25 protein-coding genes are annotated in these 26,663 nt (G+C 66.5%); 16 read left to right on the top strand and 9 right to left on the bottom strand.

The features are described 5' to 3' along the window. Positions 1-55 precede the first annotated feature (55 nt). Both BAC01S_RS02170 and BAC01S_RS02165 read right to left on the bottom strand, forming a co-directional pair. On the bottom strand, positions 56-643 hold the full coding sequence (locus BAC01S_RS02170; RefSeq protein ID WP_027793288.1) for a phosphoheptose isomerase: 588 nt from the start codon (positions 641-643) through the stop codon (positions 56-58). 96 nt (positions 644-739) lie between these two features. Then, a complete protein-coding gene (locus BAC01S_RS02165) occupies positions 740-1,300 on the bottom strand; it encodes a YraN family protein (protein ID WP_084168140.1) in 561 nt (186 codons plus the stop codon). Between BAC01S_RS02165 and rsmI the strand changes: the two genes are divergently transcribed. Then, positions 1,299-2,195, top strand: a complete 897-nt coding sequence (rsmI, locus tag BAC01S_RS02160; RefSeq protein ID WP_027793286.1) for a 16S rRNA (cytidine(1402)-2'-O)-methyltransferase — start codon at positions 1,299-1,301, stop codon at positions 2,193-2,195. The two genes, BAC01S_RS02165 and rsmI, sit on opposite strands and share 2 nt — an antisense overlap. 59 nt (positions 2,196-2,254) lie before the next feature. Here rsmI and BAC01S_RS02155 read toward each other — a convergent pair whose 3' ends face one another. After that, positions 2,255-2,857: a septal ring lytic transglycosylase RlpA family protein gene (locus BAC01S_RS02155; protein WP_027793285.1), complete on the bottom strand. Its 603-nt coding sequence runs from the start codon at positions 2,855-2,857 to the stop codon at positions 2,255-2,257. A gap of 727 nt (positions 2,858-3,584) precedes the next feature. Here BAC01S_RS02155 and BAC01S_RS02150 point away from each other — a divergent pair. The 3 genes from BAC01S_RS02150 (at position 3,585) to BAC01S_RS02140 (ending at position 5,413) form a co-directional block, all read left to right on the top strand. Beyond that, positions 3,585-4,229 carry an MBL fold metallo-hydrolase gene (locus BAC01S_RS02150; RefSeq protein WP_027793284.1) on the top strand — a complete coding sequence of 215 codons (645 nt, stop codon included), beginning with the start codon at positions 3,585-3,587 and terminating at the stop codon, positions 4,227-4,229. Then, positions 4,229-4,849, top strand: a complete 621-nt coding sequence (locus tag BAC01S_RS02145; protein WP_027793283.1) for a 3'-5' exonuclease family protein — start codon at positions 4,229-4,231, stop codon at positions 4,847-4,849. The genes BAC01S_RS02150 and BAC01S_RS02145 overlap by 1 nt, the downstream gene beginning before the upstream one ends. A gap of 105 nt (positions 4,850-4,954) precedes the next feature. Next, complete coding sequence (locus BAC01S_RS02140) at positions 4,955-5,413, top strand: Lrp/AsnC family transcriptional regulator (protein ID WP_027793282.1); 459 nt, start codon at positions 4,955-4,957, stop codon at positions 5,411-5,413. A 27-nt stretch (positions 5,414-5,440) separates the two neighbouring features. On the opposite strand, the gene BAC01S_RS02135 is transcribed toward BAC01S_RS02140, so the two are convergent. From BAC01S_RS02135 to BAC01S_RS02125, 3 genes are all read right to left on the bottom strand, one after another. Next, positions 5,441-6,634, bottom strand: a complete 1,194-nt coding sequence (locus BAC01S_RS02135) for a cation diffusion facilitator family transporter (protein ID WP_027793281.1) — start codon at positions 6,632-6,634, stop codon at positions 5,441-5,443. 556 nt (positions 6,635-7,190) lie between these two features. Further along, complete coding sequence (locus BAC01S_RS02130; RefSeq protein WP_027793280.1) at positions 7,191-7,496, bottom strand: H-NS histone family protein; 306 nt, start codon at positions 7,494-7,496, stop codon at positions 7,191-7,193. A gap of 409 nt (positions 7,497-7,905) precedes the next feature. Beyond that, positions 7,906-8,574 (bottom strand): HugZ family pyridoxamine 5'-phosphate oxidase, encoded by a 669-nt coding sequence (locus tag BAC01S_RS02125; RefSeq protein ID WP_027793279.1) that lies wholly within the window; start codon positions 8,572-8,574, stop codon positions 7,906-7,908. Between the two features lie 289 nt (positions 8,575-8,863). Between BAC01S_RS02125 and BAC01S_RS02120 the strand changes: the two genes are divergently transcribed. After that, a complete protein-coding gene (locus BAC01S_RS02120; protein WP_043200960.1) occupies positions 8,864-10,057 on the top strand; it encodes an MFS transporter in 1,194 nt (397 codons plus the stop codon). A 102-nt stretch (positions 10,058-10,159) separates the two neighbouring features. On the opposite strand, the gene BAC01S_RS02115 is transcribed toward BAC01S_RS02120, so the two are convergent. Continuing rightward, positions 10,160-11,305, bottom strand: a complete 1,146-nt coding sequence (locus tag BAC01S_RS02115; protein ID WP_027793277.1) for a branched-chain amino acid ABC transporter substrate-binding protein — start codon at positions 11,303-11,305, stop codon at positions 10,160-10,162. Between the two features lie 597 nt (positions 11,306-11,902). Between BAC01S_RS02115 and BAC01S_RS02110 the strand changes: the two genes are divergently transcribed. Both BAC01S_RS02110 and BAC01S_RS02105 read left to right on the top strand, forming a co-directional pair. Next, on the top strand, positions 11,903-12,601 hold the full coding sequence (locus BAC01S_RS02110) for a dienelactone hydrolase family protein (protein WP_027793276.1): 699 nt from the start codon (positions 11,903-11,905) through the stop codon (positions 12,599-12,601). 133 nt (positions 12,602-12,734) lie between these two features. Further along, a complete protein-coding gene (locus tag BAC01S_RS02105) occupies positions 12,735-14,249 on the top strand; it encodes an amidase (protein ID WP_027793275.1) in 1,515 nt (504 codons plus the stop codon). A gap of 62 nt (positions 14,250-14,311) precedes the next feature. Here the strand turns inward: BAC01S_RS02105 and BAC01S_RS02100 are convergent, their stop codons facing one another. Next, positions 14,312-14,623: a high-potential iron-sulfur protein gene (locus BAC01S_RS02100; protein ID WP_027793274.1), complete on the bottom strand. Its 312-nt coding sequence runs from the start codon at positions 14,621-14,623 to the stop codon at positions 14,312-14,314. A 143-nt stretch (positions 14,624-14,766) separates the two neighbouring features. After that, entirely contained in the window at positions 14,767-15,873 is a 1,107-nt protein-coding gene (locus BAC01S_RS02095) for an NAD(P)/FAD-dependent oxidoreductase (protein WP_027793273.1), read from the bottom strand. A 330-nt stretch (positions 15,874-16,203) separates the two neighbouring features. Here BAC01S_RS02095 and BAC01S_RS02090 point away from each other — a divergent pair, with 330 nt between their 5' ends. From BAC01S_RS02090 to BAC01S_RS02045, 9 genes are all read left to right on the top strand, one after another. Continuing rightward, the gene (locus BAC01S_RS02090; RefSeq protein WP_027793272.1) at positions 16,204-16,707 is read left to right on the top strand and encodes a hypothetical protein; all 504 of its coding nucleotides are present in this window, start codon (positions 16,204-16,206) and stop codon (positions 16,705-16,707) included. Between the two features lie 106 nt (positions 16,708-16,813). After that, positions 16,814-17,611, top strand: a complete 798-nt coding sequence (locus tag BAC01S_RS02085) for an endonuclease/exonuclease/phosphatase family protein (RefSeq protein ID WP_027793271.1) — start codon at positions 16,814-16,816, stop codon at positions 17,609-17,611. A 126-nt stretch (positions 17,612-17,737) separates the two neighbouring features. Continuing rightward, positions 17,738-18,382 carry a LysE family translocator gene (locus BAC01S_RS02080; RefSeq protein ID WP_027793270.1) on the top strand — a complete coding sequence of 215 codons (645 nt, stop codon included), beginning with the start codon at positions 17,738-17,740 and terminating at the stop codon, positions 18,380-18,382. Positions 18,383-18,775: 393 nt separating this feature from the next. Next, positions 18,776-19,546 (top strand): ferredoxin--NADP reductase, encoded by a 771-nt coding sequence (locus tag BAC01S_RS02070; RefSeq protein ID WP_027793269.1) that lies wholly within the window; start codon positions 18,776-18,778, stop codon positions 19,544-19,546. Between the two features lie 438 nt (positions 19,547-19,984). Next, complete coding sequence (locus BAC01S_RS30050; RefSeq protein ID WP_043200824.1) at positions 19,985-20,890, top strand: sensor histidine kinase; 906 nt, start codon at positions 19,985-19,987, stop codon at positions 20,888-20,890. After that, positions 20,887-21,543 carry a response regulator transcription factor RqpR gene (gene rqpR, locus BAC01S_RS02060; RefSeq protein ID WP_027793268.1) on the top strand — a complete coding sequence of 219 codons (657 nt, stop codon included), beginning with the start codon at positions 20,887-20,889 and terminating at the stop codon, positions 21,541-21,543. The genes BAC01S_RS30050 and rqpR overlap by 4 nt, the downstream gene beginning before the upstream one ends. Positions 21,544-21,893: 350 nt before the next feature. After that, the gene (locus tag BAC01S_RS02055; RefSeq protein ID WP_027793267.1) at positions 21,894-23,303 is read left to right on the top strand and encodes an amino acid permease; all 1,410 of its coding nucleotides are present in this window, start codon (positions 21,894-21,896) and stop codon (positions 23,301-23,303) included. A 440-nt stretch (positions 23,304-23,743) separates the two neighbouring features. Further along, complete coding sequence (locus tag BAC01S_RS02050) at positions 23,744-24,238, top strand: (2Fe-2S)-binding protein (RefSeq protein WP_027793266.1); 495 nt, start codon at positions 23,744-23,746, stop codon at positions 24,236-24,238. A gap of 12 nt (positions 24,239-24,250) precedes the next feature. Next, positions 24,251-26,650, top strand: coding sequence for a xanthine dehydrogenase family protein molybdopterin-binding subunit (locus BAC01S_RS02045; RefSeq protein WP_027793265.1), 2,400 nt, complete (start codon positions 24,251-24,253; stop codon positions 26,648-26,650). Positions 26,651-26,663 lie beyond the last annotated feature (13 nt).

Raw genomic sequence — 26,663 nt, 5'->3', positions numbered from 1 at the left:
GGCGCTACTGATGCCGTATCTGCTCTTCAACGTCACTCTCCTTCGTCCTTCGGTGTCAGTCATCGCCCAGCAGCATCGCGTCGATGCCGTCGCACAGGCAGTGAATCGTAAGCAGGTGCACTTCCTGGATGCGCGCGGTCCGCTCGGACGGCACGCACAAATGGATATCGGTATCGGCCAGCGTTTCGTTCACCTTGCCGCCGCCGTTGCCCGTCAGCGCGATCACGATCATTTCGCGTTCGTGCGCTTCTTCGATCGCCGCGAGCACGTTCGCCGAGTTGCCCGAGGTCGTGATCGCGAGCAGCACGTCGCCGGGCTGGCCCAGCGCGCGCACCTGCTTCGCGAAGACCTGGTCGTACGCGTAGTCGTTGGCGACGGCGGTGAGCACCGAGGCGTCGGTGGTCAGCGCGAGGGCCGGCAGGCCTGGGCGTTCACGTTCGAAGCGGCCGATCAGTTCGGCCGCGAAGTGCTGGGCGTCGGCGGCGGATCCGCCGTTGCCGCACGCCAGTATCTTGTTGCCGTTCGCCAGCGCGGCGAACATCGTGTCGACGGTGGCCGCAATCGGCACCGCGAGGGCTTCCATGGCCGCGAGCTTGAGCGCTGCGCTGTCGCGGAAGTGTTGTTGAATACGTTCGACGGACATCGACTCTCTAATCTGTACTGCGGGTATCGCGAGAAAACGCTGTTCTGTCAGCGGATGCACGCAAGTTTAGCGCACTCGCGCGCGTTCTCCGCGTATTCAACTGTCATCGGCGCGGAAGGCGTCGCGTATCCACGTCAGTCGCCCACGCTCGAATGCAATCACGTCGAAGCGGCACGGCGGCGTGGCGCACGCAGGCTTTTGCGCATTCGCGCGGGCCACGCGCGTCGCGAGAAAGTAACGCGCGGCGCGCAGTACGCGCTGCTGTTTGTGCCATCCCACGCTCGCCGCCGCGCCGCCATAGTCGCTGCGCGTGCGTGCGCGCACTTCGACAAAGACGAGCGTGCCGTCACGATCGCGCATCACGAGGTCCAGTTCGCCGCCGCGGCAATGCACGTTGCGCGCGACGGGCGCGAGCCGCTGGCTGCGCAGGAAGTCGAGCGCACGCGCTTCGAAACGTGCGCCCGCCGCACGCGATTCGGCGTTGGACTCGCGACGTGCGGAAAAGTTGTCGATGTCCTGAACATTCGCGGCACTGGCGGCACGAGGACGAGACGAAGAAGAAGAAGGAGAACCCCTCTGCCCTTCCCCCGCCAACGCCCGTTCCCCCGCGTGGCACAATGTCGGCCTCCTCTCTTTCGCTCGCGCGTTCCGCGTCATGACGTCTCCTTCGTCCCTTTCCGAACTCGCACAGACCCAGCACTATCCGGCCGCCACGCTGTACGTCGTGGCGACGCCCATCGGCAATCTCGCCGACATCACCTTGCGCGCGCTGCACGTGCTCGGCCTCGCAGATCGCATCGCGGCCGAGGACACGCGCAACACGGGCCAACTGCTCACGCGCTACGGCATGTCGAAGCCGCTCATCGCCGTGCACGAGCACAACGAGCGCGAGGCGGCCGAGCGCGTGATCGACTTTCTGCGCGCGGGCGAACGCGTGGCCTGCGTTTCGGATGCGGGCACGCCCGGCATTTCCGACCCCGGCGCGAAGCTCGTCGACGCCGTGCGCGAGGCCGGTTTCCAGGTCGTGCCGCTGCCCGGTGCGAGCGCGCTCGCGACCGCGTTGAGCGCGGCCGGCGACTGGGTTTCGACGTTCACGTTCCTCGGCTTCCTGCCGCCGAAGGCGAAGCAGCGCGCTTCCGCGCTGCAGCCGCTCGTCACGCATGCGCACGCAATGGTGTTCTACGAGGCGCCGCATCGCATCGTGGAAACCGTGCAGGCGCTTGCCGATGCGTTCGGCCCCGCGCGGCGCGTGCTGATCGCCCGCGAATTGACGAAGCTACACGAGTCGCTCTATCGCGGCACCCTGGCCGAAGCGCCAGCGTGGCTCGCCGAGGATGCGAACCGTCAGCGCGGCGAGTTCGTGCTCGTCGTGGAAGGCGCTGGTGCGAGCGAGTCTTCCGGCGAGGACCACGACGCCCTGCTGCGCGTGCTGCTGCAGGAGGTGCCCGTGAAGAGCGCGGCGAAGGTCGCGGCCACGCTCACCGGCGCGTCGCGCAATGCGCTCTATGCGCGGGCGCTCGAGCTGAAGGAAGAAGAAGAAGAGGGCGACTGAAATGCAGAAGGGCCGCATCAAGCGGCCCTTCAGGTTTCGGCGGCGACGCAACGCCAGGATCAGCGGTCGCCGTTCGAAATCGCGGCAAGCTGTTCGGCCTGCTCGGCCTTCGCTTCCTCGCGCGGGAGTCCTTCGATGGTCACGCGCGCCGTGCCGGCGTGCTGCACGCCAAGCATCTTCGCAGCCGCATACGAGAGGTCGATCACGCGGCCACGTGCGTACGGTCCGCGGTCGTTGATCTTCACGATGACCGACTTGTGCGTCTCGGGCACGCTCACGCGCACGTAGGAGCCGAGCGGCAGCGTGCGGTGCGCAGCGGTCAGCGATTGCATGTCGAAGCGCTCGCCGCTCGCGGTGCGGCGGCCGTGGAAGGCGCGGCCGTACCACGAGGCGCGGCCGATCTGGTGGAACCAGGAAACGTCCGGGCCGTCGCCGATCGGATCGGCGTCGGCGAGCGTCTTGTCGTTGGCGGCGCTCGACGCGGGCAGCGCGGCCAGGGCCGAACCGTAGCCCTGAGGCGCGGCGAAGGCCATGTGCGCGTCCTTGGTGCTGAGCGCGGACCCGTCTGCCTGGTTCTGCGCGCCGGGCGGCATGGCGCAACCGGCCAGCACGGATACGGCTGCAAGACTCCCGAGTCTTCGTCGAGTCAGTCTGAGTTTCATAAGCTAGTCGTCACATGTCGAAGCTCCAGCGTCGTCATTGCGCGCAACTGTAAGCTTCGGCGGCTGCGGGTACGAGCAAGCCCCTCTCGCGAAAAAACGAGCTCGAGCCGGTACCCGGATGCGACCCCTCATGGGTCACTAACCGCTAGTTATCTTTCACGTCTGGCGCAACCTGTCCCCGGCAGCCTGACCAGACCCCACATGCCGCCATCGAACATGGACTACACGTTCAGGTGAGCCGGTCACACACGGCGCACAGGAACGGCGGCGTAGGCCCCACCCAGCGTCACGGCAGCAAGGCCGTTGCAGGCGCGTGGCGCCTGGCTGGGCAAGACGTGCGGCACCGAACGGGTCGGCACCTGATTTGCCGTCGCTTCAGTCCGCAAAAGGGGCGGTCGTCAGACGACGGCACTGCTTGACGGCGCTGCATCGAGACCCTTTTTTCAAGCGGGCCGCAGCGCCTGGTGAAAGCACGTAAAACGTGCGCGTTGGGCCGCATTATACCCAAAAGTAATTCCTGGCACGCACGTAACCCCCGAATTTTTATGAACTTTATACGCCGGTGTAACAAATCCGGCGCTCAAAGCCTTGTCAGACAAGGCCTGCCGCCGGATCGCAAACCGCGTTCCGGCAGCCGTCGGCGGCCCTCGCCGCGCGCCGGTACAATCGGGTCTCCGATCGCGGCCTGCCTGCCAGGCCATCCGTTCTCCGTCATCCGTCCAGGCGCATGAAGATCACGCTGATACCCGTCACCCCGTTCCAGCAAAACTGTTCGCTTCTTGTCGACGAGGCGACGCAGCGCGCCGCCGTCGTCGATCCGGGCGGCGATCTCGAGCGCATCGAGGCCGAGATCGGCCGCCTGGGCGTGCAGCTCGAAAAGGTGCTGCTCACGCACGGTCACGTGGATCACTGCGCGGGCGCGAAGGCGCTGGCCGCGAAGTTCGGCGTGCCGATCGAGGGGCCGCACGAGGACGAGCGCTTCTGGATCGACATGCTCCCGCAGCAGAGCGTGCGCTTCGGCTTCGGTCACGCGGAGGCCTTCGAGCCCGACCGCTGGCTCAATAACGGCGAGACGGTGCGCTTCGGCAACGAGGAGCTGGAGGTCTATCACTGCCCCGGCCATACGCCGGGGCACGTGGTGTTCTTCAGCCGGCCGCATCGCGTGGCGATTGTCGGCGACGTGCTGTTCGCAGGTTCGATCGGCCGTACCGATTTTCCGCGCGGCAATCACGCGGACCTCATCCGCTCGATCCGCGAAAAGCTCTGGCCGCTCGGCGACGATGTCACGTTCGTGCCGGGTCACGGCCCCGCGTCGACGTTCGGCGAAGAGCGCCGCTCCAATCCCTATGTAGCAGACAGCATTCCCGGATGATGAATACCCCTGCCATTGAGGAAATCTACGTCAGCACGGACGTCGAGGCCGACGGGCCGATTCCGGGCCCGCATTCGATGCTCAGTTTTGCATCGGCGGCCTATACCGCCGACAAGCGCCTCGTCGCCACTTTCTCGGCGAATCTGATGACGCTCGAAGGCGCCGCGCCGCATCCCGTGCAGGCCGCCTGGTGGGAAACGCAGCCCGAAGCGTGGGCCGCCTGCCGCAAGGATCTGCAGGATCCGGCCGAGGCGCTCGCCGCCTACGTCGACTGGGTCGAGGCGCTGCCCGGCAAGCCGGTGTTCGTCGCGATGCCCGCCGGCTTCGATTTCACCTTCATGTTCTGGTACATGATGCGGTTCGCGGGACGCTGCCCGTTCTCGTGGTCGGCGCTCGACATCAAGACGCTGGCGTTTGCGATGACGGGCCTGCCGTACCGCAAGTGCATCAAGCCGCGCTTCCCGAAGCACTGGTTCGACGACTATCCGCACACGCACGTCGCGCTCGACGACGCCATCGAGCAAGGCGCCCTCTTCTGCAACATGCTTGCCGACTTGCGCGCGCAGCAGGCCGCGAGCGCGCTTGATGGGGACGTGTCAGGGCAAAATGCCGCCAGTTAGAGAACAAATCAGACGATCTTCCTCACCAGGCGTACTTCGCATTGCGTTTCGTTTTCCTGCCCTCTAACATTCAGGAATAGCAAGACGCAAAAAACGGAGGCGCAGTTGACACTCGATACGTTCTCTCAGAAGATCCTGCGCCTGCTACAGCTGGACGCGCGCCGGTCGGTGCAGGAAATCTCGGACCAGGTGGGCCTGTCCAGCACGCCTTGCTGGCGCCGCATCAAGGACATGGAGCAATCGGGCGTGATCCAGCGCTATACGGCGCTGCTCGATCGGGAAAAGCTCGGTTTGCATGTTTGCGCGCTCGCGCATATCCATCTCACGCGTCACACCGAAGGCGGCGTCGAGCAGTTCGAACGCGAAATCGCCACCTGTCCCGAAGTCACCGAGTGCTACAGCACGACCGGCGAGTCGGACTACATCCTCAAGATCGTGGCGCCGGACATCAAGGCCTACGATAACTTCCTGCACGAGCGCATCTTCCGCATTCCGGCGGTGGCGCAGGTGCGCACGAGCGTCGTGCTTCGCGAAATCAAGTTCGATACGCAGTTGCCGCTCTGATGCCGCGCGGCGGCCGCTGCGCCGCCTTCATTCCGCGGTCCGCGGCGTGGCGACGGGCTCGCCGCGTGCTGCGGCAATGGCGTCCGCGCTCACCACATGCACCACGTCGAGCCGGCTCGCGCCGATGCGCCGCTTGATCGCCTCCAGATCCATTTCCGCGAGCCGCGCGATGTCGTCGTCGACCGCGAGCGCGACCTGCACCGCCAGCCCCGTGCTGAGGTAGTGCAGCGTCACGGCCTCCACATGCTCGCCGTGCCCGGCGAACGCCTCGCGCAGCGTGTCCGCCAGGGCTTCGCGCGGCGGCAGGCTCGCCACCGACCGCACGTGCATGTCGTCTTCGGGATCGACGTGGATCAGCGCGTCGAGCACGCGGGCATCGGTGAGAACGCGCGCACGCGCCGACTCCGCGATGTAGTGCCCCTCGGAGACCGAAATGAAGGGCTCGACGAGGATGTGCGCATCCACCAGCGCGAGGTCGCCGGTCTTGCGGGTGCGCATTTCGTGCACGTCGCGCACGCCCGGCGTGGAGAGCAGGAGCGCACGCAGGTCGGCGGTCGCGGCTTCGTCGAGCGCGCGGTCGGAGAGGTCCTGCAGCGCATCCCAGCCGAACACCCAGCCCATGCGCGCCACCATGAAGCCCACGATGGCCGCGGCGATCGGATCGAGCAGCCGCCAGCCGGCCATGCTGCCGATGATGCCGATCGCCACCACGAGCGACGATGCCGCGTCCGAGCGTGCGTGCCACGCGTTGGCGATAAGCATCTGCGAGCGCACGCGCTGCGCCTCGCGCAGCATGTAGCGGAAGAGCCCTTCCTTGGAGACGAGCACGAGCAGCGCCACGCCAAGCGCGCTCACGTGAATGGCGGGGATCGCACTGAGATCGGCGATGCGCGTTCCCGCGCGCCACAGCATGCCGATGCCGACCGCGATCAGCAGCGCGCCGAGAAAGAGCGACGCGACCGTCTCGTAGCGGCTGTGGCCGTAGTTGTGATCGGCGTCCGGCTTGGCGCCGCTATGCCGGTTGGCCAGCAGGACGACGAAATCGGAGACGAGATCGGCCAGCGAATGAACGCCGTCGGCAACGAGGGCTTGCGAATGCGCAATCACGCCAATCGCGATCTGCAGAACCACGAGCACCGAGTTGACGGCGACGCTCACGAGCGTGGTTTTGCGCGCGACCTCGTGTTTTTCCGATGAGAGCGTACCGGTGGTGGAAGACATGGTTTGATGTAATGGGTGAATCAGGATTGGCCGCATCTGCGATTGTAATCGCGCCCAGCCGTCTTTTTCGTGACAACCCCAAAAACCTCTTTTAAATCATATGCCTACAAGAACACGACGTATTCGCATTCAAGCATGCCCTGCACGCGGAATCGGGATAGCAAAAAGCCGCGTGTCGGAACGACAGCGCGGCTCTCTTTTTTGAGAAATGGCGGATCGGGGAAACCGCAACGTGCCGCTGCTTCAGCGGAATACCCAACGGGGCAGCGGTTCGCCCGTTCTTGCACGGCCCCAATATGTCTGCCAATAGAGCAATAGACCAATAGGGCAATGTGACCGGGCGACTATGCGACCGGCAAGCAGGCTATGGAGCTATGGAGCGGGTTATGAAGCCAACCCGGAATCCGGTTGTAAAGCGCAACGTTAAAGCCGATTGTCAAGCCCGGGGGTTAACTGGTGCCAAGCGTGGCAACCAGGCGGCAACCAAGCGTAGCGGCTAAAACGATTGCCCAGCACGCTGTATAAGTCGCTATACAGCGTGCCGGTAAGCAGTGTTTTACTTCTGGATCAGAAATTTTTCGCGATCCTTGCCGGCAATCCAGCGCGGCGGCTTGCCGCGACCCGACCACGTGCTGCCGCTATCCGGATCCCGATATTTAGGCGCGACGCTTGCACGCGAACGCGCTGCCTTGGCGCTCTTGCCGCTCGCACGGCCGCCGCCGAGTTCGGCCAGGGTAATTCCGTAATCGGCCATTTTTTGCTTGATTTCTTCGAGGACCTCGGCATATTCACGTGCCTTCGCCTCTTCAATCTGCTTCTCCAGCTTTTCGCGCTGGGCGAGTAGTTCCTTGTAGGAAGACATGGGTATCCTTGTGGTTTAGACAAATAATGGCTACCAGTCTCGCGCCGGTATGCCGATTGACAGATGTTTGCCCCGGAAAGTGGAGGCGAGATTAACACAGAATCCAATCCCGGCAAAAGCGCGCGGCAATAAAAATAATAAAAAGCTGTTTCAGTATCTTTCCATCGTCGCTACCCCCTGGAAGGCTTTCATCTGGTGCAAATCAGTATTTTTACTAAATAACCCATTCGCCAGATTAATTCCGCCCCGCAACGATCAACTGGTGAGAATTAAATGGTATGAAAACATTCGAACATTTCATCGGATGAGAGTTCCGGGCTTATATCGCGCGCTCTCATGCGATATAACTGGACGGCGTCGAAGCGTTGCCCCGCATCCATAAAGGCAGTTTTCCGTTATCTTAAAAAAATCAGACGGAATGCCGCTCGGCACAGTCGGCTAGCACCGCATGCAAGGTTTGCAAATCAGGTTGAGGTTCGTCAAAGACGAAGCGCGTGCGCACGCCATCCACGCCAAGATCGGCGCCATAGCGATCCACGCCCGCCAGCTCGAGCCCCGCGCGCCGCGCCGGATGCCGTTCGAACGCTTCGATCAGCGCTGCCTCGTCCGCGGGCGAGAGGGAGTCGAGTTCGTCGAGATCCGCGCCGTCGAGCCAGCCCATCGCGCCAAAGCCGCCGATATAGCGCAACCGCTCGATGTGCAGCACCCAGAAGGTGAAGTCGCCGAGCGCGAGGTAACGCTCCGCGTCCGGGTGGTAGCGCAGATAGCGGCGCGCGACCGCTTCTTCCTGATCCGGGTCCACCGGGGCGTACTGGCCCAGCAGCGTGGCGCGCGGCCCGTTCAGCACGTCGCCGTCCGGTGCGTGCGCAACGAGGAAGCCCGCGCGCGCATCGCCCAGCAGGTTGCGCGTGTGCTCGGCCAGCCGGCTGACCAGGATCACCGGCCGATGGAACGCGTCGGGCGCGAACGGCACGATGCTCGGATACGGAAAGCCATGCGGCTCGCGAGCGTGGGTAGCGAGCGTGCCGGTGGACACCTGGTGCAGCAGATGAAGCGGGGCGTGGGCGGGGATCTTCAAGGGGTGTCCTCGGGCAAGGCGGCTTCGTTCGCGTGATCGCTGCGCGCCCGCGGCATCTTGTCGAGAACGAGAAGACACGAAAAAAAAGCGCGGAAATGCGGGACGCGTACAGATATTAGAGCAGTGCGCAGATCAGGGTTCGGCAAGACGCCCTTGTGTTCGCTAGAATCATTGTTTGCTTTCAGGCAGCTTCCGTTTAGCGTCTTCTTTACGGCGCTTTTACCGCGCCTCTTTTCCTTCCGGAACCGCCGTGTCCGACCGCACTACCGATCCCGCCCTCGGCGCGCCCATGCCGGCGCACTCGCCCGCCGCCACGCATCGCGCCCTGCCCGTAGCGACGCGCCAGCGCGCACGCATCGCCACCATGGCGCTTTTCTTCGTCGCGGGCATGATGTACGCCTCGTGGGGCGTGCATGTTCCCACGGTGCGCGACCGCTTTCACCTGAGCCCGGCCCTGCTCTCCTGCGCGCTCTTTGCCGTCGCAGGCGGTTCGATCGCCGCGATGACGACGATCGGCGGCTGGATCGCGCGCGTCGGCACCCGCCGCGCCTGCCTCGCCGGCGGCCTCACCATGTCGGTCTGCGGCGCCCTGATCCTCGTCGTGCCGTGGTTCTGGACGCTGCTCGCGGTGCTGGCCCTGTTCGGCGTGGGCATGGCCACGCTCGACGTCGCCATGAACGCGGAGGCCAGCGCCGTCGAGGAGTCGCTCGGCCGGCCGATCATGTCGTCGCTGCACGGCATGTTCAGCCTCGGCGGCATGTCGGGCGCGGCGATCGGCGGGGCGCTGCTCGCGCGCGGCATGGCGCCGGCGCTGCATCTCGTCCTCGCCTCCGCCCTCGCGGCGCTCGTGCTGCTCGTCTCGTGCCCGGCCGTGCTGCCGCACGTGCCGCACCCCACCCACGGCGAACACGCCAAAACCGGCAACCGCTGGCGCACGCCCGCGCTGTGGGCGCTGGGCGGCATCGCCCTGATCGCGCTGATCGCCGAAGGCGCGATGTACGACTGGGCCACCGTGTACATGCGCGACGTCGTGGTCGCCACGCCCGCGCTCGCGAGCGCGGCCTATGCGGCATTCTCGGGCGGCATGGCCGCGGCGCGCTTCGCCGGCGACGCCGTGCGCGCGCGCTTCGGCGCGCCGCAGCTCGTGATGGCGAGCGCGTCGCTCGCCTGCGCCGGGATGATCGGCGCGCTCGTGCTGCCGTTCACGGTCACGGCCCTGATCGGCTTCACGCTGATGGGCCTCGGCCTCGCGAACATGATGCCCGTGCTGTTCGCCGCCGCCGCGCGCGTGAAGGGCATTCATGCGGCCGAAGGACTCGCGCACGTCGCGGGCATCGCCTACTTCGGGCTGCTGTTCGGGCCGGTGGTGATCGGCGGCATTACGCAGGTGACGAATCTCACCGTGGGTCTTGCCGTTGTCGCGCTGTGCGCGGCGCTGGTCGCCTTCGCGGCGCCGCGCGTGCTCGAACGGCTCGGGATCTGATTACCTTTCCTGCTGTCGCCTCGCCCGCAAAACAAAAGGCACGTGGCCCCGAAGGTCCACGTGCCTTTTTGATTACGCCTGCGCCGCGGCGCAGCGCGAGGATTACATCTTGACGACGTCGAGCAGCGTCTTCTTGCCGCCCTTGTAATCGTACAGCGAGATCACACCGTGCTGGAGGTCGCCCTTCGAATCGAAGGTCGTCTCGCCAATCACGCCCTTGTAGTCGGTGGTCGGCATGGCAGCGAGGATCTTCGCCGGATCGGTCGAGTTCGCGCGCTTCATGGCGTCGACGATGATGTACACGGCGTCATACGTGAACGGCGCGTAGATCTGGATCGGCTGGCCGAAACGCTTCTCGTACTTGGCCTCGAACTCCTTGCCTTGCGGCATCTTTTCGAGCGCCATGCCCGCTTCCGAGCACACGACGTTGTCGGTCGCGTCGCCGGCGAGGTCGGACAGCTTGTCGGTACAGACGCCGTCACCCGCGAGAATCTTCGCGCGCAGGCCGAGCTGCTTCGCCTGCTTCGCGAACGGGCCGCCGGTGGCGTCCATACCGCCGTACATGATCGCGTCGGGGTTCTCACCCTTGATCTTCGTGAGAATGGCGCGGAAGTCCACGGCCTTGTCGTTGGTCGCGTCATGCGAGAGAACGCTCATGCCCAGCGACTTCGCGGTCTTCTCGAACTCGTTCGCGAGACCCTGGCCGTAGGCCGTCGAGTCGTCGACGATCGCGACGCTCTTGAGCTTCAGCGTCTTGGCCGCGTAGTTCGCGAGCGCCGGGCCCTGCTGGGCGTCGGTCGCCACGACGCGGTAGGTCGTCTTGAAGCCTTGCTGCGTGTAGGCCGGGTTCGTGGCCGACGGCGAGATCTGCACGATGCCCGCGTCGCTATAGATCTTCGAGGCCGGGATCGACGTACCGGAGTTCAGGTGGCCCACGACGGCAACGACCTTGTCGTCGACGAGCTTCTGCGCAACCTGGGTGGCGGTACGCGGGTCGGCCGCGTCGTCCTGCGCGTCGAGCACGAGCGTGACCTTCTGGCCGCCGATCATGAGACCCTTCGCGTTGATTTCCTCGACGGCGAGACGTGCGCCGTTCTCGTTATCCTTGCCGAGGTGGGCAATGCCCCCCGTCAGCGGCGCGACGTGACCGATCTTGACCGTTTCGTCTGCGAACGTTGCCGTGGCAAACGCTCCGAACATCATGACGGCAGCGCTGATCGGCAACAGCTTTTGAAGCTTGATATTCATGTAAGTCTCCAGTTTCGAACCCAAAAGCAACGTAATCGCCCTGGTGCTCCCGCGCCCCGAACGTGTCGCTCCCCTGAGCGGACGACCACGCAGGATGCATCCTTGAATGCACCTGGCCAGCATGCCGTCGGGCCCGCTCATGGCGAACCGTGTGGTCATACTTGCGCGCAAGTGTAGGCGATCAAATTAAATTCGGGGACTTTTTTCAGATATTGGTGCGAGTACCAATAGGCTTTCCACAGGGGAGCTTCGAGCCCCTGAATAATCGAGCCCGAGCCTTACACCGCAAGGTTGAGAGAAGCGATTTGCAATGCTCATGAAATCCCTTCGGAAGCCTTGGGCGGCTATTTTCGAGAGTAATAGCGAAGCCCCCGAAGGGCGTTCGAAAGCGCCAGCGTTTGCGCTCGCCGTGCACGCGCAAACCACGCACGGAGGTAGTCAGTTCAATTAAGCATTCGATTAAACGTATGCGAACATATTGAGAATGAGAGTCCGGCGCAGGAACGAGGCGCGCTGCAGGCTCAGGTAAGGGTGTGGCAAACTGGCCCCCCGAATTTCGCGGCAACGCGACCGACCCAGGATCAGAAGGAGAGTAACGTGAGCGTTTCGACTCGTTGGATCGACATTCCCGCCGGCAACGACAGCTTCGGCGGCTATCTGGCGCTGCCGAAGGGCGGCAAGGGCCCCGGCATCGTCATCATCCAGGAAATCTTTGGCGTCAACGGCCATATCCGCGACGTGGTCGAGCAGTATGCGCTCGACGGCTACGTCGCCATCGCGCCGGATATCTTCTGGCGCATGCAACCGCGCGTCGAGCTCGACTACGTCGGCGCGGACCGGGACAGGGGCATCGAGCTGCTGCAGAAGACCGACGTGAAGCTCGCCGTGCAGGACATCGCCGCGACGGCCGCGGCGCTGCGCGCGCTGCCCGAGTGCACGGGCAAGGTGGCGGCCATCGGTTATTGCTTCGGCGGGCGCATCGCCTATCTCGCGGCGGCCGAAGGCTCGGTGGATGCGGCGGTCGCCTATTACGGCGGCGGCATCCAGAACGCGCTCGACCTCGCCGACAAGGTGAAGGTGCCGATCCAGTTCCACTACGCCGAAAACGATCACGGCATTCCGCTCGACGCCGTGGGCCAGGTGAAGGAGCGCTTCGCAGGCCGCGACAACGCCGAATTCCATCTGTACCCGAACGCCGACCACGGCTTCAACTGCTCGGTGCGCGCGTCGTACAACCAGCATGCCTCCGGGCTTGCCCATGGCCGCACGCTGACGTTCCTCGCCGAGCGTCTGTAAGCTTAGTCTCCGGGCATCAGCCGGCGGCACTGCCCGCTATCGCGGTGCACCGCCGGCGTCACGCGCAGGCATCGCTGCCCGGCGCCGTCGCCCGCCGCCGCGTCCCGTCTTTTCGAAAGCAGGAGGCCCAGCCTTGCAGTCCGACTATCTGGAATACGACGCCATCGGCCTCGCCGAGCTCGTGAAGCGCAAGGAAGTGAGCGCACGCGAACTGCTCGATACGGCCATCGCGCGCGCGGAAGCCGCCAACCCCGCGATCAACGCGATCGTGCTCAAGGACTACGAGGCCGCGCGCCTGCGCACGCGCGCCATCGAGGCGAACGGCAACGGCGCCGACACGCTCGCCGACGGGCCGCTCGCAGGCGTGCCGTTTCTCGTGAAGGACCTCGGCGCGACCGTGGCCGGGCTGCGCTTGACCTACGGCAGCCGCCACTACCGGCACTACGTGCCCGCCGAGGACAGCCCGGTCGTCACGCGCATTCGCGCGGCGGGTCTCAACATCTTCGGCAAAACGAGCGCTTCGGAGCTGGGCCAGATGCCCTACACCGAACCGGAGCTGTTCGGTCCGTGCCGCAACCCGTGGAATCTCGACCACACGCCGGGCGGATCGAGCGGCGGCGCGGCAGCGGCGGTGGCCGCCGGCGTCGTGCCGCTCGCGCATGCTTCGGACGGCGGCGGCTCGATCCGCATCCCGGCTTCGTGCTGCGGCCTCTTCGGACTGAAGCCGTCGCGCTCGCGCCAGGTGCCCACGAACGCGGCGCCGGCGCCCGGTGCGCTCGGCGTCGATCTGGCGGTTTCGCGCAGCGTGCGGGACAGCGCGCTGATGCTCGACCTGCTCGCGGGCGACCCCGAGCTCGCCCCCGGCGCGCCGGGCACGTTCCTCGCGGCCGCCCGCGAGCAGCACGGCTTCGCCAAGCCGCTGAACGTTGCGCTCATCACCGATCCGATGTTCGCCTTCGAGCTCTCGCCCGAAGTGCGCGCCGCCGTGGACGACGCCGCGGCGCTCGTCGCCTCGCTCGGACATCGCGTGGAATCGGTCGCGCTGCCGGTCGACTTTGCCGCTGCGCGCGAAGCGTTTCTGATGCTGTGGTCGGTCGTGGCGGAGCAGATGGTTCTCAAGGCCGACCAGATCACAGGCACGCGGCCGCGCCGCCAGGACTTCGAGATCGCGACGTGGGCGATGGCCCACATCGGCAGCAAGCTGGGCGAGCGCGAGCTGCCGGGCGCGCTCGACGTGCAGCAGCGCATCACGGCGCAGCTCGCCGACCTGATGACGCGCTACGACGTGATCCTCTGCGCGACGCTCGCCGCCGCGCCGGTGAAGATCGGCGAACTGAAGCCGTCGCAAGCCGAGCGCCTGCAGATGCGCGCGGTCACGGCCATGCCGATGGAAGCGTTGATGAGAAAACTGCTGACGGAGGCGTCGAACAAGGCGTTCGCGTGGGCCGGCGGCACCGAACTCTTCAACATGACGGGCCAGCCCGCGATGACGGTGCCGCTCTCGTGGAGCGCGCGCGGCTTGCCGATTGGCGTGCAGTTCGCGGCGCGCGAGGGCAATGATGCGCTGCTCGTGCGCCTCGCGGCGCAGCTCGAAGCGGCGCGCCCGTGGTTTGGGCGGCGCCCGCCGCTCCTGCAGGCGCGCAGCTAGCACTAGCGTGCCGTGGGTTCAGTGCCGCGCGCCAGCTAACGAGGCGCGGCATCGGGAAACGATCACGCCTTCTTGTTATAGGCGCTGCACCAGCCCTTGCCCGCCACCTGCTTGCCGCCGAACATCGGGCACGGAGCCCACGCATCGGCCGCCTTGCCCTGGTAGAACGTGCAGTTGCTGCAGTCCTGACCGGCGGCGTATTTCGCGAACTTCGCCTTGTCGACCTTGCTGGCGTCGGCCTTGTAGCCGAGCGCCTGGGCGGTGGGATCGGATTCGCTGGCCTTCGGGGCATCGGCGAACGCCTGGCGGGACATCGCGACGGTGGCGGCAACACCCATGCTCGTGATCAGAAAGCTGCGGCGGGACGATTTCATAAGACTCACTCCACTCCAGTATGTAGGGCTAAACGCCGTTCTGACGACAGCGTCGCGCAAGCATAGCAACGAAGCACCGCAGAATTTCGTTGCAATTCCGGAGATAAGAGAGCCGCATCAATCGGGGATAAGAATCACTCCGCTCAGGCCGCACCCGCCAGTTCGCACACGCGCTGGGCAATGGCGAGCGACGCCGTCAGCCCCGGCGACTCGATGCCGAACAGGTTGACGAGACCGCGCACGCCATGAGCGGCGGCGCCCTGAATCATGAAATCGGCGGCGGGCTCGCCGGGGCCGGAGAGCTTGGGCCGGATGCCCGCATAGGCCGGCTGCAGCGCGTCGTCGGGCAGGGCCGGCCAGTAGCTGCGGATCTGCGAGTAGAACGCATCGGCGCGATGCGGATCGACGTCGTAGTCGATCGAGTCGATCCATTCGACGTCCGGGCCGAAGCGCGCCTGGCCGCCCAGATCGAGCGTCAGATGCACGCCGAGCCCGGCTTCGTTCGGCATCGGATAGATGAGCCGCGAGAACGGCACGCGCCCCGACACGCTGAAATAATTGCCGCGCGCGAGATAAAGCGGCGGGATGTGCCGCGCGTCGAGCCCGCGGATGCGCCGCGCAAGCTTGTTGGCCGCGAGCCCCGCGCTGTTGACGACGCAGGCCGCGCGCAGGATCGTGGGCGCCTCGCCGCCCACCTTCACCACGAAGCCGTTCGCCGTCGCATCGATCGCCTCGACGGGCGACTTCAGCGCAACGACCGCGCCGTCACGCTCGGCGTCGCCCTGCAGCGCGAGCATCAGCTGATGGCTGTCCACGATGCCGGTCTGCGGCGAGTACACGGCCGCCACGCATTCGAGCGCCGGTTCGAGCGCCAGCGCCTCGGAACCGCTGATGCGCGTGAGGTCGAACACGCCGTTTTCCTTGCCGCGCGCGAGAATCGCCTCGAGCTGCGGGATCTGGTTGGCCGCCGTGGCGACCAGCAGCTTGCCGCAGCGCGCATGCGTGACGTTGCGCGAGGCGCAGTAGTCGTAGAGCATCTCGCGCCCGCGCACGCAGAGCGTGGCCTTGAGCGAGCCGCGCGGGTAGTAGAGCCCCGCGTGGATGACTTCGCTGTTGCGCGAACTCGTGCTGGTGCCGATGGCGTCGGCCGCTTCGAGCACGATGACCTCGCGTCCGCGCGCCGCCAGCGCACGCGCAATCGCGAGCCCGACTACGCCCGCGCCGATGACTACACAGTCGATCTGATCCATGTCTGAGCGTCTGCCTCTGCGGCGCCAGCCGGGACTCGGCCCGCGCCGCAATCCTCTCGGTATGGTTGATGGCGTGCGAGGCACGCCGTCGCTTCGGGGAAATTGTACGCCCTGTGGCGACGCAGCAAAGATGGGACATGCGGCGAACGCGCGGCGCCGCACAAGCGCGGCACCGGCTGACCCTTAATTTGCGCAAGCGCCGGCCGCCCCCGCTTCCATGAACTGTAAGGGTTCGCTTTTTGCGAACCCGGTATAGGATCGGTGGTCAGACTGATCCAGTCTGACCGTCGCTCCGAGGCGGCGAACGTGTAGGGAGTCACCGATATGATGTTGTGGAACCGCCGCATCGCCGCCATGCTGCTGGCCGCTTTCGTCGGCACGGCCGCTGTGGGCGCGCAGGCGCAGGACACCGGAGAGCAGTCCGTCAAGTGGACGCTGCAGGTGATACGCGACGGCCAGCAGATCGACGAATTCGACGGCACGACCGCCGTAGGCCAGGCGCACACCGATACGCACCATCACGCGGTCACGCACGACATCGGCTGCAAAGACCAGCCGGCCGGCAGCATCGACCTCGAGCGCACCGTGACCGTCTCGCCGTTGCGGGCGAATGCGAGCGACGCGATCCTGTCCATCGACGCCGAGGAAACCCTCGAATCCGACGACCGGCCCCAAACGGCCGAAGGCTGCAAGCTGCCGCCGCAGCCGCGCCAGATCAACGCCAGCCACCCGGGGCTGGACGTTCCGGCGGGCCAGACGGTGAGCTGGCAGATCGTCGACAAGGATCCGTCGCTTGCGTACCGGGTCAGCGCGAGCCTCGCGCCGCAGCCGTGAGCGGCGCGGCGGCCAACATGACGAGCGAGCATGACGAACAAGCGCGGCGACGAGGCGCGACCAACGAACACGACGAACCACCGCAAATAACCGCGAACGACCGCTGATGCGAAACCCCGAAGAACCGCTCATCGACACCGCCCACCGCAAGGACTTCGTCGCCGTGAGCTGGAACCTGCACAAGGGCCGCTCGCCGCTGGGCTTCCAGGCCTGGCAGGCCATGCGCCGCTGGGTGCAGTCCACCCATGCCGACGCCTACTTTCTGCAGGAAGCCATGGCGCGGCGCCTGCCGCAGCCCGTGCTGGCATCCACGTTCGGCGCGCCGCTCGGCGATCCGCTCGAAGACGTCTGGCATTGCCAGGCCACCGAGATCGCCGACTCGCTCGAACTGCAGATCGCGCTCGGCACCAATGTGTTCAAGCCCTCGTGGCGGCATGGCAATGCGATCCTCTCGCCGCACCCGCTCGACCTGGGCGGGCGCTGGGACATTTCGGCGCACCGGTTCGAGCGCCGCGGCTTGCTGGTGGCGCGCGCGAGCGTGGCCGGAACCTCCGTCACGCTGCTGTGCGCGCACCTCGCGCTCACGCGCAGCGCGCGGCTGCGCCAGATGAACTGGATCGCCCACTGGATCGCGAGGGAAGCGCCGCAGGGGCCCCTCGTGCTCGCGGGCGACTTCAACGACTGGCGCAACGATTCCGTGCCGCTCTTCGCCGAGCACGGCATGCAGGAGGTGGCGACGCTGCTGGGCGAGCCCGCGCGCACGTTTCCGGCGTTCTCGCCCGCGCTCGCGCTCGACAAGATGTTCGTGCGCGGCCTGCAACCGGTCGAGCTGATCGAGCCCGCGCAAGAGACCGCCTGGCTCTCCGATCACCTGCCCTACATGGCCCGGCTGCGGCTCGAATAAGCCGCCGGGCTCCCGCACGGAGAGTCTCGAATTGGCGCGCGCTAACGCGTTAAGATGGCGGGTCGCGTGCCGCGCATGCCGCGCCGCACATGCCGTTACGCTTCTTCGAGTCGCTCAGGTCTCCTCATGCATTTCTTCACCGCGCTGCTTCAGATCGCCGCTGTCTATTCACTCGCGCTCGTGAGCCCCGGCCCGAACTTCTTCATGGTCACCCAGCTTTCGCTCGCGGGACGGCGCGCGCTGGGCGTGACCTCGGCCTTCGGCGTGGGCGTCGGGTCCACCGCGTGGGCGGCGCTCGCCATGCTCGGCTTCGCCACCGTGCTCCAGCGCATCGACTGGGTCTACACCGGCGTGCGCATTGCCGGTGCGCTCTACCTCGTCTGGTTCGGCATCAAGCTCGTGCGCTCCGGCGCGCGCCGCGACCCGGTTGCCGCGGCGCCGGCGGCCGTGGAGCCGCTGCCGCCGGCCGGGCGCCACGAGTATTTCCGCACCTGGCGCGCGGGCCTTTTCACCTGCCTCACCAATCCGAAGGGCTGCGTCTTCTGGACCAGCGTGTTCGCGGCGATGCTGCCCGCGCATGCGCCGCTGTGGTTCTACGGCGCCGTGCTCGGGACGGTGGCGGCGATGTCGTTCGGCTGGCACTGCAGCATCGCGTTCCTGTTCGCCGACGACCGCACCCAGCGCGGCTACCGCCGCGTGCGGCGCCCGGTCGATGCCTTCTGCGGCGTGGCGCTGGTCGGCCTCGGCCTGAAGCTGGCCACCGACCGCTGAGCGCGCCGGCAAGCTCCGTAACTGCCCCGCCACCAGGGTCTATGCTGCGGTCCGACAGGGCTTCCGGTATCATCTTGCAGAATATTCGTATGCGCGCGCCCGATTGAATCACCGTCGACCGGGCCAGCGTCGCAAGCGGCGCACTGCCCGCTCTCGCGGGCTTAAGGCCTGGTACCACCGGCCCATGCGCCGCCATCACGGCCAATTGCCAGCCTTGCCCGTCACGCGCGCCGTGCGGGCGCCGGCGTCCCGCAGCGCGGCTTCGCCGCCGCAGCGCGAGGCGCGAGCCACTCCTCCCATTGGCGCCCCCCGCCCTCGCGGCGCGGTCGCGGTAAAATGGCGGACTGCGCCTCGTTTTGGTCTGGCGGCCTTTGTTTCGCACCATCAGGAACCATGAGCAAAAACACCGAAGAAACCGTTTTGAGCGTCCATCACTGGACCGACACGCTTTTCAGCTTCACCTGCACGCGCGATCCGGCCCTGCGCTTCGACAATGGCCAGTTCACGATGGTGGGCCTCGAAGTGGACGGCAAGCCGCTGATGCGCGCCTACTCGCTCGCCAGCGCCAACTACGAAGAACACCTCGAATTCCTGAGCATCAAGGTGCCCGACGGCCCGCTCACGTCGCGCCTGCAGCATTTGAAGGTGGGCGACAAGGTGCTGATCGGCAAGAAGCCCGTCGGCACGCTCGTGGCCGACAACCTGCTGCCCGGCAAGGTGCTGTGGCTGCTCTCGACCGGCACGGGTCTGGCGCCGTTCATGTCGATCATCAAGGATCCGGACATCTACGACCGCTACGACAAGATCGTCCTCACGCATACCTGCCGTTTCGTCGATGAACTCGCCTATAAGGAGTACATCACCGAAGAGCTGCGCGAGCACGAGTACCTGGGCGAGATCGTGCGCGAAAAGCTGGTCTACTTCCCGACCGTCACGCGCGAGACCTTCGAGAACCGCGGCCGCATCACCGAGCTGATCGAAACGGGCAAGCTGTTCGAAGACCTCGACCTGCCGGCGTTCACGCCCGAGCGCGACCGCATCATGCTGTGCGGCAGCACGCACATGCTGCGCGACACCGTCGAGCTGCTCGAAAAGGCCGGCCTCACGGAAGGCAGCAACAACAAGCCGGGCCACTACGTCGTGGAAAAGGCCTTCGTCGGCTGATCCGCCAGCCTCTCCGGGCTCGACCCGGACCTCACCGAATGTCACGAAAGCCGGAGCCTCGCGCTCCGGTTTTTTTTCGCCCGTATCTACTGCGACGCGCCGGCACGACGCGGCCCGCCGGCGGTTACATATTTCACAGAAATCGGGTAGCTTCTCTGTCAGCATTTTTCTGACAAATACGGCCCGTGCGCGGCCCATGCGCCACTTCAAGCTGGCTCTTAACTTTTTCCGCTAAGCCTTGTCCAGCCTGAATTTTTTCTTTTTTTAAGATATCATCGCGGCGCAACGCTGGCCGCTTGCACGTCCCGATCAGGGACACAGCCAGGTTGTTACTGGATGTAAATTTCGTTACGCTGCGCCGTGCCGTTATCCGTCGCACCGGGACCCAGATTCCCGGGCACGCATGGCGCGGCAAACCGGTTCCAGAACGGGGGATGAATGGACACGTCGAATTTCGCGGCAGGGATCGCGCGTGCGCCTGACGCGGTGGCGTCGGGCGGCGATTCGTCGCCCGGCGGCCCGTCGCTCCCGCACGCACTCCCTATGCGACACCAGGCCGATGCGGTGCTCGCCGGCCTGAGCGAGATCGTCGGCCGACAGGAACACCTTGCGGCGGCCCGCACGATCCGCATCGAAGCCGACGAGGCGGCCCGCGGCCGTCTCGCCCGCGAGCTGCACGACAGCGTCGGCGCAGAACTCGCCGCCACCCATTTCGCGCTCGCGAACGTCCAGACCTGGCTGCCTGCCGATGCGCCGCCGCAGTGCGCCGAAGCCCTCGCGCTCGTCGCGCGCTCGCTCGAAGCCGCCGGCGAGGCGCTGCGTCACGCGCTCGACGGGCTCGCCGCGCCGCAGCTCGACGCCGGCCTCGTGCCGACGCTCGCCGAGTGGACGCGCGGCTTCGGCAAGCGCACGGGCCTCGCCACGAGCTTCGTCTGCGCGGCCGACGTGCGGCTTGCGCGCCTGCGGGCCGAAGCGGCGCTCGCCGTGTTCCGCGTGGCCCAGGAAGCGCTCGCCAACGTCGCGCGGCATGCGCGCGCGACCCACGCCGACGTGCGCATCGACTGCAGCTCGCGCGACCTGACACTCACCATCAGCGACGACGGTATCGGTCTGCCGCGCAGCGCGACCGGCCTGCGGCGTGCCGGCAGCCGCCGCAGCCAGTACGGCATCGCCGGCATGCGCGAGCGCTGCGCCGCCTTCGGCGGAACGCTGCGCACGAGCGCCCGCAACCCCGGCAACGGCCAGCCCGGCACCGTGGTGCGCGCACGATTCGCCTGGGACGCGCTCCTTGCCGCTCCCGCCCCCGATTTCGCTCCTACCCTCGTGAAAGGCGCTCTCTCATGACCCATCGCATTCTGCTGGTCGACGACCACGCCGTCGTGCGCCAGGGCGTACGCCAGTTGCTGGTCGACCGAGGCGTCGCCAGCGAAGTGATCGAGGCGCAAACCGGCGCCGAAGCGCTCGCCGCCATCGCGAAGCACGCCTGCGACGTGGTGCTGCTCGATATCTCGCTGCCCGACATGAACGGCGTCGAGGTGCTCAAGCGCGCGAAGCGCAAGGCGCCGCGCGTGCCGGTGCTGATGTTCTCGATGTACCGCGAGGACCAGTACGCCGTGCGCGCGCTGAAGGCCGGCGCCTCGGGCTATCTCTCGAAAACGGTGGACGCGGCGCAGATGATCGCCGCGATCCAGCAGGTGGCGAGCGGCCGCAAGTACGTGAGCCCGGCGATGGCCGAGGCGCTGGCCGACTACGTGCTAGTGGACGGCGAGCAGATGCCGCACGAAAAGCTCTCCGACCGCGAGTACCAGACGCTGTGCATGCTCGCCTCGGGCAAGCGGCTCACCGACATCGCGCGCACACTCTCGCTTTCGGTGAAGACGGTGAGCGTGTACCGCACGCGCCTGCTCGAAAAAATGAACCTCACCAACAACGCCGAGCTCACGTTCTACGTGATGAGCAACCGGCTCGTCGATCTCGCTCCGGCGGTAGGCGCGTAAACGCCTTGCAAGGCGAGCAGGCATCCTGCGGCGCCAGGGTGGCGCCGGGTTGCACCTCGCGGGCATGCCGATGCCACCTGGGTGGCAACTAAGCGGCCTTCTCGCCATAAGCCCTTGATCCGGAAATGACTTTTTCCGATTCCGCGCACGCGGGCAAGGATTGCGCGTGCCTGTCCCGGTTTGCGGCAAATTCGCCCGCCACCGCCAGGCCTCTCCGGTCTCTTTTCGCCCCTTCCCTTGGCCCGATCGGCCCGGTTTCACCGCCTATATCCGCTAAAATTTCCGGTTTCCCGTTTTTCGGCACGCAAGCCTCTGCCGAGGCTGCGCGCAAACCAGGAGTTCCCCGCCAAATGTCCCTCTTTCGCAAGAAGAACGTCGAGCACATGCTGCAGGCGAGCGCCCAGGGCGCCGGCCTGAAGAAAGCACTCGGCGCACTGGACCTCACCTTCCTCGGCATCGGCGCGATCATCGGCACCGGCATTTTCGTCCTGACCGGCACGGGCGCCGTGCAGGCCGGTCCCGCCCTGATGGTCGCGTTCCTGATCGCCGCCGTGGCCTGCTGCTTCGCCGCCCTCGCCTACGCCGAGTTCGCCTCGACCATTCCCGTCGCCGGCTCGATCTATACCTACTCGTATGCGACGCTCGGCGAACTGGCCGCCTGGGTGATCGGCTGGGACCTCATGCTCGAATACGGGCTCGCCACCTCCGCCGTCTCGGTGGGCTGGTCGGGCTACCTGCAGTCGCTGCTCGCGGGCTTCGGGCTCAATCTGCCCGCCGCGCTCACGGCCGCGCCCGGCGCGGTGCCGGGCGTGCACACGCTCTTCAACCTGCCGGCGTTCCTCGTGATGATGGTGATCACGGGGCTCCTCTCCATCGGCGTGCGCGAATCCACCCGCATCAACAACGTCATGGTCGCCATCAAGGTGACGGTCGTGCTGCTCGTGATCGCCGTCGGCGCGTTCCACGTCACGCCCGCCAACTGGCACCCGTTCATGCCCAACGGCTGGAACGGCGTATTCGGCGCCGCCGCCGTGATGTTCTTCGCGTTCATCGGCTTCGATTCGGTCTCGTCCGCCGCCGAGGAAGTGAAGAATCCCAAGCGCGATCTGCCTGTCGGCATCATCGCTTCGCTCGCCGTGTGCGCCGTGCTCTACGTGGCCGTCGCGGCCGTCGTGACGGGCATCGTGCCGTCCGCGCAGTTCGCCAACATCGGCCACCCGGTCTCCTACGCGCTGCAGGTGGCCGGCGAAAAGTGGGTGGCCGGCTTCATCGACCTCGGCGCCGTGCTCGGCATGCTCACCGTGATCCTCGTGATGAGCTACGGCCAGACCCGCATCATCTTCGCGATGTCGCGCGACGGCCTGCTGCCCGCCGCGCTCTCGCGCGTGCATCCGCGCTACGCGACGCCATTCCTCACCACCTGGCTCGTCGGCATTTTCTTCGGGCTGATCGGCGCGCTCGTGCCGCTCAACGTGCTTGCGGAGCTCATCAACATCGGCACGCTCGCGGCGTTCTCGATGGTCTCGATCGCCGTGCTGATCCTGCGCAAGACGCATCCGCACCTGCCGCGCGCGTTCCGCTGCCCGGGCGTGCCCGTGGTGCCGATCCTGGCCGTGGCCTCCTGCCTCTTCCTGATGATCAACCTGCAGCCGCTCACGTGGATCGCGTTCGTGGTCTGGCTCGTGATCGGCATGCTGATCTACTTCGGCTATTCGCGCCGTCATTCGCGTCTCGCGCACGAGACGCACGATCAGCATTGAAGCAGGCGTAACAAGCTGGCGTAACGCGGCCCCATTCTCCCCCGCCGCATTTCGCGGCGGCGCATCAAACACACGAATGCGCTCGAACGGCCTGTCCCGGACCGGTAACCCCGCCGTCCGGGACAGGCCGTTTTTCATGCCCGCCCGGCGGTAAAAGCCCGCGCAGCGCAAACCGGCAATTTGTGCTTTACTGTCCGGGCGTCATCCCTTGGCATCACTGAAGAGCAACGCACCAGCCGGACCCTCGCCCCTACTCCTTCCGGGTCGCCCGTGACATATACGGGCAGCCGCGCGCGGCACGCGCAACGGAGGGCAGACACGCAGACGGCATTTCGGGGCAACATGGTGTACGCGGGCCCAGGCCGGTCTCTATCCCATCGCTTTGCATGGGGCCGCACGAGGCGCTGAAGCGCCCGCTGCGGCCGACAAGGAGACAGTCAATGGCGATCAGCATCCGCCTCACGGTCAACGGCGCGCCCGTGACCGCCGAAGTCGAACCCCACACGCTTCTGGTCCAGTTCCTGCGCGAGCAGCTACGCCTCACCGGCACGCATGTCGGCTGCGACACGGCGCAGTGCGGCGCCTGCACCGTCCATCTGAACGGCCGCGCGATCAAGTCGTGCAACCAGCTTGCCGTGCAATGCGACGGCATGGACGTCACCACCATCGAAGGCCTGGCGAAAAACGGCGAGCTGCATCCCATGCAGGCCGCGTTCCGCGAGTGCCACGGCCTGCAGTGCGGCTTCTGCACGCCGGGCATGGTGATGAGCGCAACGGCGCTCGCCACCGAGAACCCGGACCTCACCGAAGCCGACGTGCGCGCGGGCCTCGACGGCAATCTGTGCCGCTGTACGGGCTATCACAACATCGTGAAGGCCGTGCTCGCGGGCGCGGAAGGCATGCGCGCCGGCACGTCCGCCGCCGCCACGGTGTAAGGGGAGGCCGCCATGAACGCACCCGAACCGAACCGCCTGATCGGCGCCCCCATCAAGCGCAAGGAAGACCAGCGCTTCCTCACCGGCGCCGGCCAGTACACCGACGACGTCGTCCTGCCGGCACAGAGTTACGCCGTGTTCGTGCGCTCGCCGCATGCGCACGCGCGCATCAAGCGCATCGACACCAGCGCCGCGAAAGCCGCGCCCGGCGTGGTGGCCGTCTTCACCGGCGCGGACCTCGCCGCCGAAAACGTGGGCGGGCTGCCGTGCGGCTGGCTGATCCACAGCATCGACGGCACGCCCATGCACGAGCCGCCGCACCCCGTAATCGCGCACGAGAAGGCGCGCCACGTGGGCGACCAGGTCGCGCTCGTGATCGCCGAATCGGTGAAGGCGGCGAAGGACGCCGCCGAGCGGGTCGAAGTCGATTACGAAGAGCTGCCCGCCGTCGTCGACACAGCGCACGCCGCCGACGCCGGCCAGGCGCTCGTGCACGACGGCGTGCCGAACAACACCTGCTATACGTGGGGCCACGGCGACAAGGCCGCCACCGACGCCGCGTTCGCCAGGGCGGCGCACGTCACGACGCTCGACATCGTGAACAACCGCCTCGTGCCGAACGCCATCGAGCCGCGCGCCGTGAACGCGAACTACTCGCTGCACGACGACAGCTACACCGTTTATGTGGCCAACCAGAACCCGCATGTCGAGCGGCTGCTCATGGCCGCGTTCGTGCTGGGACTACCGGAAACGAAGTTGCGCGTGGTGGCCCCGGACGTGGGCGGCGGCTTCGGCTCGAAGATCTTCCTCTATGCCGAGGACGTCGCGCTCACGTGGGCCGCGAAGAAGATCCATCGCCCGGTGAAGTGGACCGCCGAGCGCAGCGAATCGTTCGTCTCCGACGCCCACGGCCGCGACCACGTGACGAAGGCCGAACTCGCGATGGACAAGGACGGCAAGTTCCTCGCCATGCGCGTGCACACGACCGCCAACATGGGCGCGTATCTCTCGACGTTCGCCTCCAGCGTGCCGACCATCCTCTACGCGACGCTGCTCGCGGGCCAGTACACCACGCCCGCGATCTACGCCGAGGTGAAGGCCGTGTTCACGAACACCGTGCCCGTGGATGCGTATCGCGGCGCGGGCCGCCCCGAGGCGACCTACGTGGTCGAACGCCTCGTGGAAACGGCCGCGCGCGAGATGAAGCTCGACCCGGCCGAGATCCGCCGCCGCAACTTCATCACGTCGTTCCCGTACGCGACGCCCGTCGGCCTCACCTACGACACGGGCGACTACGAAGCCTGCCTTGGTCGCGCGCTCGAACTCGCCGACGTCAAGGGCTTTGCCGCCCGGCGCGACGCTTCGAAGCAGAACGGCAAGCTGCGCGGCCTCGGCTACTCGTGCTACATCGAGGCGTGCGGCCTCGCGCCGTCGAACGTCGCGGGCGCGCTCGGCGCGCGCGCCGGCCTCTTCGAAGCGGGCGAAGTGCGCGTGAACCCCACGGGCTCCGTCACGGTGTTCACGGGCTCGCACAGCCATGGTCAGGGGCACGAAACAACCTTTGCGCAAGTGGTGTCCGACCGGTTAGGTGTGCCGATCGAGCAGATCGAGATCGTGCACGGCGACACGGCGCGCATTCCGTTCGGCATGGGCACGTATGGCTCGCGCTCGATCGCGGTGGGCGGCTCCGCCCTCATGAAGGCGCTCGACAAGATCGAGTCGAAAGCGAAGAAGATCGCCGCGCACATGCTCGAAGCCGGCGTGGAGGACATCGAGTTCGCGAACGGCGTCTTCCGCGTGGCGGGCACCGACCGCACGAAGGCCTTCGCGGAAATCGCGCTCTCGGCCTACGTGCCGCACAACTACCCGCTGGAAACGCTCGAACCGGGCCTCGACGAAAGCGCGTTCTACGACCCGACCAACTTCACCTATCCCTCGGGCGCCTACATCTGCGAGGTGGAAGTCGATCCCGAAACGGGCGTGACGAGTATCGAGCACTTCACCGCCGTGGACGACTTCGGCAACGTCATCAATCCGATGATCGTCGAAGGCCAGGTGCACGGCGGCCTGGGCCAGGGCATCGGCCAGGCGATGCTGGAGCAGTGCATCTACGACAACGAGACCGGCCAGCTGCTCTCGGGCTCGTATATGGACTACGCGATGCCGCATGCGTCCGACGTGCCCTCGTTCACCGTCGAAACCGCGAAGGGCACGCCGTGCACGCACAACCCGCTCGGCGTGAAAGGCTGCGGCGAGGCGGGCGCGATCGGCTCGCCGCCGGCCGTCATCAATGCGATCCTCGACGCGCTTGGCCCCCTGGGCGTGAAAGACCTGCAGATGCCGGCCACGCCGCATCGCGTGTGGTCGGCAATCCAGGCCGCCGGGGGTTCCGGCGCGGCTTCACAACCTTGAGCGGAGGCGCACC

It is taken from the genome of Paraburkholderia acidipaludis NBRC 101816 (assembly GCF_000684975.1).
Lineage (GTDB): Bacteria > Pseudomonadota > Gammaproteobacteria > Burkholderiales > Burkholderiaceae > Paraburkholderia > Paraburkholderia acidipaludis.
This window is presented reverse-complemented; position numbering and strand designations above follow the sequence as displayed.

Bases quoted from the DNA above. Each gene is read 5' to 3' on its own strand.
- BAC01S_RS30050 (WP_043200824.1), top strand. From the start codon at position 19,985: ATGGACACGTCGAATTTCGCGGCAGGGATCGCGCGTGCGCCTGACGCG.
- BAC01S_RS02100 (WP_027793274.1), bottom strand. From the start codon at position 14,623: ATGAAATCGTCCCGCCGCAGCTTTCTGATCACGAGCATGGGTGTTGCC.
- rsmI (WP_027793286.1), top strand. From the start codon at position 1,299: ATGACGTCTCCTTCGTCCCTTTCCGAACTCGCACAGACCCAGCACTAT.
- BAC01S_RS02165 (WP_084168140.1), bottom strand. From the start codon at position 1,300: ATGACGCGGAACGCGCGAGCGAAAGAGAGGAGGCCGACATTGTGCCAC.
- BAC01S_RS02155 (WP_027793285.1), bottom strand. From the start codon at position 2,857: ATGAAACTCAGACTGACTCGACGAAGACTCGGGAGTCTTGCAGCCGTA.
- BAC01S_RS02170 (WP_027793288.1), bottom strand. From the start codon at position 643: ATGTCCGTCGAACGTATTCAACAACACTTCCGCGACAGCGCAGCGCTC.
- BAC01S_RS02130 (WP_027793280.1), bottom strand. From the start codon at position 7,496: ATGTCTTCCTACAAGGAACTACTCGCCCAGCGCGAAAAGCTGGAGAAG.
- BAC01S_RS02070 (WP_027793269.1), top strand. From the start codon at position 18,776: ATGAGCAAAAACACCGAAGAAACCGTTTTGAGCGTCCATCACTGGACC.
- BAC01S_RS02120 (WP_043200960.1), top strand. From the start codon at position 8,864: ATGCCGGCGCACTCGCCCGCCGCCACGCATCGCGCCCTGCCCGTAGCG.
- BAC01S_RS02080 (WP_027793270.1), top strand. From the start codon at position 17,738: ATGCATTTCTTCACCGCGCTGCTTCAGATCGCCGCTGTCTATTCACTC.
- BAC01S_RS02050 (WP_027793266.1), top strand. From the start codon at position 23,744: ATGGCGATCAGCATCCGCCTCACGGTCAACGGCGCGCCCGTGACCGCC.
- BAC01S_RS02055 (WP_027793267.1), top strand. From the start codon at position 21,894: ATGTCCCTCTTTCGCAAGAAGAACGTCGAGCACATGCTGCAGGCGAGC.
- BAC01S_RS02045 (WP_027793265.1), top strand. From the start codon at position 24,251: ATGAACGCACCCGAACCGAACCGCCTGATCGGCGCCCCCATCAAGCGC.
- BAC01S_RS02145 (WP_027793283.1), top strand. From the start codon at position 4,229: ATGAATACCCCTGCCATTGAGGAAATCTACGTCAGCACGGACGTCGAG.
- BAC01S_RS02150 (WP_027793284.1), top strand. From the start codon at position 3,585: ATGAAGATCACGCTGATACCCGTCACCCCGTTCCAGCAAAACTGTTCG.
- BAC01S_RS02095 (WP_027793273.1), bottom strand. From the start codon at position 15,873: ATGGATCAGATCGACTGTGTAGTCATCGGCGCGGGCGTAGTCGGGCTC.
- BAC01S_RS02115 (WP_027793277.1), bottom strand. From the start codon at position 11,305: ATGAATATCAAGCTTCAAAAGCTGTTGCCGATCAGCGCTGCCGTCATG.
- BAC01S_RS02135 (WP_027793281.1), bottom strand. From the start codon at position 6,634: ATGTCTTCCACCACCGGTACGCTCTCATCGGAAAAACACGAGGTCGCG.
- rqpR (WP_027793268.1), top strand. From the start codon at position 20,887: ATGACCCATCGCATTCTGCTGGTCGACGACCACGCCGTCGTGCGCCAG.
- BAC01S_RS02085 (WP_027793271.1), top strand. From the start codon at position 16,814: ATGCGAAACCCCGAAGAACCGCTCATCGACACCGCCCACCGCAAGGAC.